At 34.5% G+C, this 10,235-nt stretch carries 12 protein-coding genes and 1 pseudogene; 5 read left to right on the top strand and 8 right to left on the bottom strand.

What is annotated here, in order from left to right; translation table 11 throughout:
* Window positions 1-149 precede the first annotated feature (149 nt).
* From C1642_RS17900 to C1642_RS17890, 3 genes are read right to left on the bottom strand one after another with little or no spacing between them, the layout of a single operon-like run.
* On the bottom strand, window positions 150-575 hold the full coding sequence (locus C1642_RS17900) for a hypothetical protein (RefSeq protein ID WP_002050891.1): 426 nt from the start codon (window positions 573-575) through the stop codon (window positions 150-152).
* A gap of 1 nt (window position 576) precedes the next feature.
* Entirely contained in the window at window positions 577-1,083 is a 507-nt protein-coding gene (locus tag C1642_RS17895; protein WP_002050818.1) for a DUF4123 domain-containing protein, read from the bottom strand.
* 1 nt (window position 1,084) lies between these two features.
* The gene (locus C1642_RS17890) at window positions 1,085-3,703 is read right to left on the bottom strand and encodes a type VI secretion system Vgr family protein (protein ID WP_103236689.1); all 2,619 of its coding nucleotides are present in this window, start codon (window positions 3,701-3,703) and stop codon (window positions 1,085-1,087) included.
* 218 nt (window positions 3,704-3,921) lie between these two features.
* On the opposite strand from C1642_RS17890, the gene C1642_RS17885 reads away from it, so the two are divergent.
* Window positions 3,922-4,374 (top strand): hypothetical protein, encoded by a 453-nt coding sequence (locus C1642_RS17885; protein WP_103236688.1) that lies wholly within the window; start codon window positions 3,922-3,924, stop codon window positions 4,372-4,374.
* Window positions 4,375-4,397: 23 nt separating this feature from the next.
* Here the strand turns inward: C1642_RS17885 and C1642_RS17880 are convergent, their stop codons facing one another.
* The 5 genes from C1642_RS17880 to C1642_RS19890 form a co-directional block, all read right to left on the bottom strand.
* Window positions 4,398-4,640 carry a hypothetical protein gene (locus tag C1642_RS17880; protein ID WP_103236687.1) on the bottom strand — a complete coding sequence of 81 codons (243 nt, stop codon included), beginning with the start codon at window positions 4,638-4,640 and terminating at the stop codon, window positions 4,398-4,400.
* 118 nt (window positions 4,641-4,758) lie between these two features.
* Entirely contained in the window at window positions 4,759-5,301 is a 543-nt protein-coding gene (locus C1642_RS17875) for a DUF6680 family protein (protein ID WP_103236686.1), read from the bottom strand.
* Between the two features lie 183 nt (window positions 5,302-5,484).
* Window positions 5,485-6,039 (bottom strand): TetR/AcrR family transcriptional regulator, encoded by a 555-nt coding sequence (locus tag C1642_RS17870; protein ID WP_103236685.1) that lies wholly within the window; start codon window positions 6,037-6,039, stop codon window positions 5,485-5,487.
* A 678-nt stretch (window positions 6,040-6,717) separates the two neighbouring features.
* On the bottom strand, window positions 6,718-6,909 hold the full coding sequence (locus C1642_RS19895; protein WP_228153978.1) for a hypothetical protein: 192 nt from the start codon (window positions 6,907-6,909) through the stop codon (window positions 6,718-6,720).
* Entirely contained in the window at window positions 6,906-7,241 is a 336-nt protein-coding gene (locus tag C1642_RS19890) for a hypothetical protein (protein ID WP_228153977.1), read from the bottom strand. The genes C1642_RS19895 and C1642_RS19890 overlap by 4 nt, the downstream gene beginning before the upstream one ends.
* Window positions 7,242-7,441: 200 nt before the next feature.
* Here C1642_RS19890 and C1642_RS17855 point away from each other — a divergent pair, with 200 nt between their 5' ends.
* The 4 genes and pseudogenes from C1642_RS17855 to C1642_RS19885 form a co-directional block, all read left to right on the top strand.
* Complete coding sequence (locus C1642_RS17855) at window positions 7,442-7,870, top strand: hypothetical protein (protein WP_103236683.1); 429 nt, start codon at window positions 7,442-7,444, stop codon at window positions 7,868-7,870.
* Window positions 7,871-7,992: 122 nt separating this feature from the next.
* Window positions 7,993-8,562 carry a TetR/AcrR family transcriptional regulator gene (locus tag C1642_RS17850; RefSeq protein WP_032018295.1) on the top strand — a complete coding sequence of 190 codons (570 nt, stop codon included), beginning with the start codon at window positions 7,993-7,995 and terminating at the stop codon, window positions 8,560-8,562.
* 138 nt (window positions 8,563-8,700) lie between these two features.
* Window positions 8,701-9,720, top strand: coding sequence for an MBL fold metallo-hydrolase (locus C1642_RS17845; protein ID WP_103236682.1), 1,020 nt, complete (start codon window positions 8,701-8,703; stop codon window positions 9,718-9,720).
* A gap of 198 nt (window positions 9,721-9,918) precedes the next feature.
* Window positions 9,919-10,235: pseudogene (locus C1642_RS19885) on the top strand (RrF2 family transcriptional regulator); the annotation flags it as partial.

Below are 10,235 nucleotides of genomic sequence, written 5' to 3'. Positions count from 1 at the left end.
TCCTGTAATTGTTCCATCAGCTAGCTCAGATGGTGTAAATAAACCTGTCAACAATACGCCAATAGGATTAACTCTAGTCCCAACTTTCGCAGCTTCACCAACTTTTTCTGCAGCTACACCCCAACCGCCAAATGAGCCCGCATCAATTGCTACTCCCATTTATGGCTCTCCAATGAAGCATAGAACTTTTGACTAGCAGAATTATTTAAACTACTTTCTAGCACTCCTGCTAAAATATCAATTGCTAAAAAAGGAGGCCATAACCGCTCTTCAAGAAGACTACGGTTCCAAGGATCCTCATCAATATTATTTTTATTTAAAATAAAACAGATTTCTCCATACGCTGCTCTCCACTTATTATAATCCTCATTATTTTCCATACCATTAAGATATTTTCTAATTCTTTTTTGAGCAACAATAAGAAATTGAACACCTTTTACTTCATCATTACCAAAGTTTTTTTCTGCTAAATCACTATACAATTGCTTTAATCGATTCCAATTCCATAATGCTAGTGTTTCTTCACGATCATCAAGAAAAGCATCTAAATGTTCTTGCGTAAATTCAATTACCATATCAATTACTCTTTAAACTTAAATAATTATTATCTGAACTCTGATACCACCAATTCTTAATTGGAGTAGTTAATAAAACAAAATTTTCTTCATCTAACATCTTATTTAAAATTCTTACGATGGATGGATCATAAAACCTGAACAATGCTAACTCACCATTTGGTAATTCTGCTTGTAAAAAAGGCTGCAAATGATTAATTAATTCATATTTAGATAGAGTTGTTTCAATAATAGAAAACATTTCAGAATCATTATTCATTAATAATTGCGTTTCAATTTCATACTTCAATTCAGAATTTATACGTACTAATAAGGGTGAAACTTCTAATGGAGTAGTTTCATCTATAGTTCCCTCAAACAAGTTACCAATCTGAACAATTTTCTTTTGAGGCATCTTTTTCAGCCATTTTTTTATAAATAAAGGTTCTTTCGCTGCATCAATGAGTAAATAAAAATTAGTTTCTAAATTATTCTCAGATATTTGCTCAAGTAGTTCTATACTTTTCATATCAAATTTCTCTATGAACAAATGGTAGTGATTTTCTAGCAGCATCTAATAAGCATGAAACACAAATCTTACTAGAAATGTTAGGAAGCGGAAAATTATGCTTTACCCCTTTTGTGAACTTAGTTTGAGATGACTTTATCTCGACCAGACCGGGACTGTTAATTTCTATTGAACCATCAGACTTTATTTTTATATAACCACCACCACAAGTGAGCATGATTTCTTTTTTTGCAGCTAAAGTTATTGAGTTTTCTGTACTTATAATTTTACACTCTTTTAAAGAAGCTAATTCTAACTCGTCATTTTGAGCATGTATTTTAATATTACCTTTTGTAGCAAACAGATTTACGCCTTTATCTTGTGTATATAAGCTAAGCCCCTTGGCAGATTGCACTGTAAGTTCACCAGAAGAACTTATATCAAATTGCTTACCAGCAATTAATTTTATATTATCTTTTGCTACATGAGTCTGGTTGCCTTGACTCACAGAAATAAGATCGTTAACTGAACTCATTAAAATATTGGGCTCCGTGAACTTTTCTAAAGTTTTTTCAGTCTGATTAATTAAATCTAAACTAATTTGGTAATTTTCATCTTGAAAAACTTTACTTGTACGCGCATTTTTTTCTAATAATTGTAATTGATTTAAAGATTCTGATAACTGTGATAATAAATTTTGAATATTTAATTGTACGTCTGTAGCGTTTGCTTGTTCAGCAGTACTAATTAACAAACCTTTTCCAGCTCTTAAAGCTCCCCATTTATCAGTTCTTAACTCAAATCCTTCACCTCTTCCATCACTTTCTGCGGTTTCTTTAGGATGGCTTAAGTTTCCTAAATTCAGTTGGGTTGCGCCGTAACTACTATGGAGCTGAGCACTAATCTGTCCTGTTGTATCATCAAAACGAAGTTGGTTATAACCTTCTCCATCAACTTCTTTAGAACGAATGCCACTTAGTTTCTTAGTCTCTGGCAATTTTCCTTTAATATCAAATCTAGTAGGTGTTCGTTGGGCTTCATGAATACGACCAGTGACAAAAGGACGATCTATGTTGCCATCAAAAAAATCAATCACAACAATTTCATCTTTACGCGGTAAGAAACGCGTACCATAGCCTTCCCCAGCCCAAGGGGTAAGTACATCAACCCAAGCTGAGTCAGTATCTATATCATTGGAACCTGCACCGCCATCATGAGCATGATCATCTGCACGGGTAAATAGGAAACGAACTTTAATACGCCCCCATTCATCGACATGGATTTCCTCACCATCAGTAGTAACTTTGGCTCTTTGTACATGTGCAATAGGCCTATGTTCGAGTGGATCATACTCAGGAACAACAGGAATACTTCTACGAACTACTATCAGCTCATTGGCTTGTCTTTCTTGCTCACTATCTTGACTAATTTGCCAATGGCTCTGAGTAAGTAATTTTTCGACTTGACCCTGTATGTCTTTTGGAAGATTATTTTGATTGTAAAAATGTTTGGATAGTATTAAAAATTCCTTATCATTTTCAGCGTGGTTTTTATCTAGCTCGGGATGCTCAACTAACTGAAACCAGTACCCAACCTGTGCATCGCGTACACTACTGTGCGCTGTAAAATATTTAGCCTGCAGAGCTTGATATTGGCTAAGATGTCTATTTAATTTATCAAGTTGATCATTACTTGATACTGTAGCTTGATCTTCACCTTTAAGATCACTAATCCATGATGGAGATAAACTCCACGCTTGTTCCAGACTCAGACTTTCATTGTCTCTTTGTGAACTATGTTTATGTGAGCTCACAATTGAGCCACTTCCATCTTGCTGACTTAAACTGTCTGCTTGCCAACGTTGCACATGAATAGCAGTCGGTTGTAAATGACGCTCTGCAATAAAACTAGTGATACTGTCATATTGCTCTGTAGCATTTGAACGATGATAGCGTATTGTTCTTCGATCAAGTGACTTAAATTGAAAGTTATCATCAATTAATCTCAGCTTTTGAGATTCTATGTCCCCACTATTATTAGTAGTAATATAATTTGATTCATCTATAAGCCAGTTAATAGATTCTTCACGCATTAATCTTGTTAGATAGGTGTAATCACTTTCATTGGCCTGCATGGAAAAAGGTCTTATATCATAAGATTTGGTTAAGCCACTTGTATCAAGTTTTAAACTAGCTGCAAATAATGAACTTTTGGTCTGCCACTCTTTGAATATAATTTCTACAATATCAACTACACTTTTATTCATAAATACGCGACTATTACGTCTTTTATGCCATAAACTTGTGGGGTCCTGCATAGTTAAGCGATAAAGACTAAAAGCACCATCACTTTGTCCCTGACTAGCACCTGTAATTATGCCTGTTGTTCTAAACAATTTACCTGAATCAGTGATTTGATCAATTGCTACTTGGCAACCTATAAATTGTTTAAGTTCAATATATGGATTGGTTGATAAACAAATAAGTTCTGCGGATAAACCTTCATTGATACCATGATAGCCATCAATACGTTGCAACATAATTTGAGAATTGAGTTGCATATTTGAAAAATGAATACTAATAGCGCGTTTTTGTATGCCATAACCTAATTTATCAAGAATACTAAAAATACTATTGAACATTGTTTATTATGACCTTTATTAATAATAAAATACGATAAAAACACAAAGGTATATAAAAATACTCTTACTTTTCATACTATTGAAACTTGATTAAATTTCTTACACATCTCAATACATGATGTAATAATATAATATTTTCCTTATTTTTTCAATGATGTTAGTATTTAGATAATAATGCCAATTTTTTACCTGATGTAGCAGTGTTCAATGATTTTCCAATGAAGAAATTTTTATTAATTTGCCTTTTGCCTATTTTTCCAACTGCTTGTAGTGCTAAACCAAGCCCTCAAGAAGAATTAGATCTCCAAGCTAGATTTTTACCTACAGTTTATAATATTGATGCGGGTACTTATGCTTTGGTTTCAAAAGAAGCTCCTACTGCTTTAACTAAACAATTGTATGATGATGCATTATTTAAGCTTGGTTTATTAAAAAGATATGATGACCAAGCAAGTGCAGAGACCAAACTTGAAAAGTCTGTGAGACCTGTTGCTTTAAATACTTTATGTTTAATGAGTAAGTTTGTTAATAACCCAACTTATGTAAAAGCTGTAAAGCATAGTATTGAGCAAGAGCCCGATTTAAATAAATGGCTCAAAGAAAAACAATCAAAATGGCAAGAAGCTTTGAAAAAAGAAAATCCTGAATTTTTTGATTATCTATGTATATAAATTTAAAAAAACACGAAAATTTTTTAAAATTTATGTTCAAGATGTAAAAATACATGATCTCGTGTTTCAGGAAATTCTCCGAATTTAAAAGCTACTTCTCCAAAATCAACCCTTGATGCTTCAGCTCTCACTACTGATGCTGAGTCAACCCAAAAAGTTTCAAATAATTGTCCTTTACGCAATATATCCTCATCCTCACAAATAGCTAAAACAGTCTGTTCGGGATCAAGTTTTTGTAATTCAACTATTAACTCTTTAACTTTCATTGCTATACCTACAGTTAATGAAAAAATTTAATAAAACAAAAATACTCTAGAAATTTAATAAAAATTTATATGATTATCTATACCTGAAATACAAACATCTAAGTTAATTAAGTCCAATCTACTTCCGAGCCTCAGGCAGGATGTCTAATTTCATTTTTAATGCCACTTTTCCTTCAAGTACATCTAATGTTGCATTACGCATTTTTTCATTTGTAATTTCAATATTTGAATGGCCAATTGGAAAATATGAACTCCGCTTTATTTGAACTTTATCAAATGAATAATTTAAGTCATTAGACATTGCTACCATAAGATCAATAAAACAATCTTCTAATTTACTATTCCAAATATTAAATTCTTCAGGCGCATATACCTCCCCTAGATGATCTAAATAAATTTTCCAAGCTTCGAGAACTTTCGATTCCGTTTTAGTTCTCTTATTTGGCCCCTCACCATAGAAATAAATATCTATCATATTTAATGCTCTCACATGCTCTGGTGAAAGCCTCGTAGCCCTAGTTGCCATTAATTGTTCAAAAAGTACAACTTTTCTTGTTCGAACAAAATTTCTTTTTTCAATAAGTTTTTGGATTTGGACTGCTAAAATTGGCCCCAATAAAGTTGCAAAAATAATTGCTAGATCGCTAACACTGAAATTCATAGTAAATGTGATCAATTTTCAAATACTCTTTTTTTGATAATTAAAATATAAGTTAATTAATTGAAAAATTAAATATTCTCCAGATATTTTTAAAATAATTTCAACTTATTAATAAATTGAAAAGATAATTTTCTTGAATATATACAAGAACTATAAAATCAAGAATTTTTCAGATATCGTTCTTTAAAATTTCCCCCCAAAAAACCGCTCCACCACCATATCCCTTTCATCCAAACTGTTTGAGCTTAAAATCTGGAACATCAAGCCATCAATTAGGTTTAAAACCAAATTGGCATCGGGTTTTAACTCATGAGTTTCTAAACTAAAAATCAGGTCAAAAATCTCATGAAGTAGCCATTTTCTATACTCTATTGCCATACGGTAAGCCTGTGGGTAAGCGATTTTAATTTCAAAAAAGGCTTTAAGTAAAAGGTAGTACAGGCTATTAAAGTTGGCATGTAAGTTAATAATTTCTTTAAGTTTCTCTTTTGAAGTGCGGTAATGGCCTGAGTAAATAATGGAGAGCACTTCTTCTCTGAGCAAGCTTTTTTGAAAGGCAATGCACATTTCGATCAGGCCTTCTTTTGAGCCAAAATATTTATAAAAGGTGGATTTGGTGATTTTGGCTTCTTTAGCAATCAGGTCTACGCCCGCTGTGTGAAACCCGTAAGTTGTAAATAGGTGTAAAGCAGTTTGAATAACATGTAGTTTTTTCGAAGATATTTCTAAATTTGACATAGTTTTGCCGTTATAAATTCTTGTTGTTTCTAAATGAGATTAAAAAGCCTGTGCCTTTTCTGGGAGAAAAAAAGGCACAGCAAAGCCGTAAAGACTGTGCTTGGCACATCTCAAGTTTTATTGTTGCTAAGTTTTAGACGTAATGATTTAAAGCCTATAGGCAATCAAGCTGCTTTAAATTGATTTAAGTTGTGTCGAGATAGATTTTGTCAGTGACTGCCGATAATTTATGAATGTGCATAGCCAACTCCTTCTTTTGGGAGTTCTGCCGAAACATTATAAATTATGGTGGCAGAACGGAAGCAGGTTGACGGACTGGGTAAGACTCCAGCACACCCGAAGGTGTCCCACTCCCGTCCTACCGCTACGGGAGGGAACGGGGTGTGCACATATGAGTATCCCTCAGAAGGAATAGCTCTGATGTGGTCTTACAAACTCGGTCCGTCAAAACCGACTGGCAATGTAGGCCAGCCCGCAAAGGATAGTATTCAAGTCACTTACAGTCAAGCATACAAAATGACATTTGCTTTAAAATAGATCATTAAAAAGTAAGGATAAATAATTAAAATTTATTGTTAATTTTTTATTTATAAAATGCATAAAAACAAAACACTCTACTCGTGTCACTGCTCAAATATCCGTTCCAATTAGCAATTCTTTTAGCCGACCTTAAGCCTTTTATGGCAACTTAAATGGAAATACGTAAATGACATTACTAGCCATAGGATAAATCCCTAGGCTTTCGGTTCTTTCTTTCAATTGTTCTATAGAAAGCCCTGAAATCGGCTCACGCCCGCCCCAGACCAACAAGCCTTTTTTAGCATAGTCTTCGAGTACTTCTATGGTTTTTCCATTTTTAAGCTCAATCACAACATTTTTTCTTTAATTGGGAATAATTGCGCATTTTCATCGGTAACGAACAGGGTCAGGCTTATAGCTGTCACTATTTGTTCTTGGTATGGCGCGATAATAATTCCATTACTAGCAACTGGCGTGATGCTCAGTTGTGAAAACTGCAAATCAGTTATAGCATCTTGATTGGGAGCTCGACCACTCCATATAAGAATGCCTTCAGGGAACGCGGCTAAAGGTTCTTGGCTGTCATTTATCTCTAGTATTTTTCCGTCATCAAATTTAATAACCAGACTTTGTCCTGCATAGCGTGTTAAAGCACTATTTTGGTCAACAGCAAAAATTTTCATTTAATTTCATTCCCCAACAGCCAAGCATAAGATCATAACGGTTAGCTATCGTTTTAAGTTGGTATTTTTGTGAAGGTTTATTAGAGGATATTTAAATAATTATAATTTTATTTGATTAAAATCTTAAGTTTAAGTCATGCTAATTCATGAGCGTTACTTATCATTAAACAAAAGCATTTAACCTACTACTGTTCATTCTAATGAAAAAATATATCTTATTTATCTATCTCGTTTTATCTGTACTAGCCCTACCAGCCTGTACTAAAAAAACCTTATATTTTACTCCCGAAATAACTGGTTATCTTTATGACAGTAAAACTAAACAGCCTCTACACAATGTAAATGGATATATAGGTTTCTATTTACCTGATGAAAAATCAACAACCATAAGAGTAAGTAATGATGGTAGTTTTACTATTAAACCATTAATAAAAGAATATTTTTTCATTGAACCTAGTTTAGAGGATTATAAAAATCTTCCGCCATTAATTTATATTAGCTTTAAAAATTATCAAAACAAAACATTAGATTACTCAGGAAAATTTAATGAACAAGTTCCAGAAGAAAAAGCTAATTTTGAACATTATAAAAAAATTGATCTAGGTAAAGTTTACTTAGATCCTGAGTAAAAGTTTTACTCAGTCATATAACTCAATCCTAAAAGCCCTTCTTTGAGGGCTTTTTTTATTTTGCTTGCATTATCTCCATTTTTATTTATGATTGAGTAATCACTCAATTATTTTATTTGTATATGGCTCGTCCTCGTAGCGAAGATAAACGTAATGCAATTTTAAGCGCTGCTATCGAAACATTGGCAGAGCTTGGCGAGCGTGCGTCTACCTCAAAAATTGCCAAAGTTGCTGGTGTGGCAGAAGGTACTTTATTTACCTATTTTAGTAATAAAGAAGAGCTGCTTAACCAGTTATATCTTTCGCTAAAGGCTGAGTTACGTCAGGTCATGATGCATGGTTACCCTGTCGATTCTGACTTACAAACACAAATGTCGCACATTTGGCAAAGCTATTTGGACTGGAGTCTAGAAGCTCCCCTTAAACGAAAAGTGATGGCGCAGCTTTCGACCTCGGAACAAATTACTGAGCAAAGCAAACAAATTGGCATGCAAACCTTTTGTGATTTTACTCAAAACATTCAAGAACGTATTAACGATGGCAAATTAAGAGATTACCCGCCGTTATTTATTGCTTCAATTTTAGGTGCGCTTGCCGAAGTTACACTTAATTTTATTGCCCAAGACCCTTCTCAAGCCGAGCGTTACCGCAAATCTGGTTTTGAAGCCTTTTGGCATGCAGTTTCAATATAGATTAAAGTAAGGATGCACGGCGTCCTTATTTTTGAATGGATTAATGAGTGAGTAAATACTCATTTAAATAAATCAAAATAAGCACTTAGTTCAAGTTCTTATTTGCACATTAGGTTTGTTCCAATAAGGAAAAATAAGATGACTATTTCAAATACAACAGACTTATCTTCTCCCCTAATGCCATCTCAACAACACAATGGCAAATTTAGAAATACACGTGCAAACCAACACAAGCCTTCTTTTGGCAAAACGCTTCAACTCATGTGGAAGTTTCTATTTAACAAACCCAAAGATACCGTTCCAGACAGAGAAATTCCTGTTTTAAGTTTGTCAAAAGAACAATTATTAAGTGCGCCTGACCGCTCTCTATTTCGTTTGGGCCACTCAACCATTTTGTTAAAACTGCAAAATGAGTTTTGGTTAACCGACCCTGTTTTTTCGGAGCGTGCCTCACCTTTTCAATGGATTGGTCCAAAACGTTTTCACCAACCACCGATTAGTATTGCAAACTTACCACCCATTAAAGGCGTGATTTTGTCGCATAACCACTACGACCATCTAGACTACCATGCGGTCATGCAGCTTAACGATAAAGTTGAGCATTTCTTAACACCACTTGGTGTAGGCGACACCCTTATTAAATGGGGAATTCCAGCAGAAAAGGTTCAGCAGCTCGACTGGTGGGATACCACACATGTAGATGGACTCGAACTGGTGGCTACCCCTGCCCATCATTTTTCAGGCCGTGGAATGGGTGATAGCAATGCGACGCTTTGGGCGTCGTGGGTGATTATTGATAACGACTTACGTGTATTTTTTAGCGGTGATACGGGATATTTTGACGGTTTTAAAGAGATTGGACATCGTTACGGTCCTTTCGATCTGACCATGTTAGAAACTGGTGCTTACGACCCCGAATGGCCCGATGTTCATATGCAACCAGAGCAAACTTTACAAGCACATCTCGATTTAAAAGGACGTCATTTGTTGCCTATCCATAACGGTACTTTCGACTTGGCGCTTCATGCTTGGGACGATCCTTTTGAACGTATCGTCGCTTTGGCTCAACAAAATAATTTAGCGATTAGCACACCGCAAATGGGTGAATTATTGAACTTAGAGAAACCAAATATTGAAAATTATTGGTGGCGTTCGTAAGTTTTTCGATAATTTTTTAAATTATTTATCCTATTAAATTTCAATTTAAAGGTATTTAAATTCAGTTATATACCCTACACATCTAGCCTCAATACCACTTCCAAATAAAACTAGGACTAACTTTATCCTAGTTTTATTGTTGACTTAAAACGCAGACTACATTAGTCTGTGTTTATAGTTGATCAATTATGAAATTAAATGGCTTATATCACTAGTAGCGTCGAGTATGCGATTCACTGTCTTCTTTTTCTTGTGAACAATGAAGATAAACCTTTGAGTAGTAAGGATCTTGCTGAATTACAAGGAGTCTCTCCGAGTTTTATGGCTAAGATTTTTCCTAAACTTGAAAAGGCAGGACTTGTAGTTGCACAAGAAGGTGTTCGCGGCGGCTATTTACTGGCTCGATCTGCTCACGAAATCAGCTTTTTAGATATCGTGAATGCAATTGAGGGTGAAAAACCGCTTTTTGAGTGTCAAGAAGTTCGCGGTAAATGTGCAGTCTTTAACAATGCCCC

The organism is Acinetobacter sp. AKBS16 (assembly GCF_002899995.1).
In the GTDB taxonomy this organism is placed as follows: domain Bacteria; phylum Pseudomonadota; class Gammaproteobacteria; order Pseudomonadales; family Moraxellaceae; genus Acinetobacter; species Acinetobacter baumannii.
Note: the sequence above shows the minus strand (reverse complement) of the source record. Positions and strands in the feature narration are given on the sequence as shown.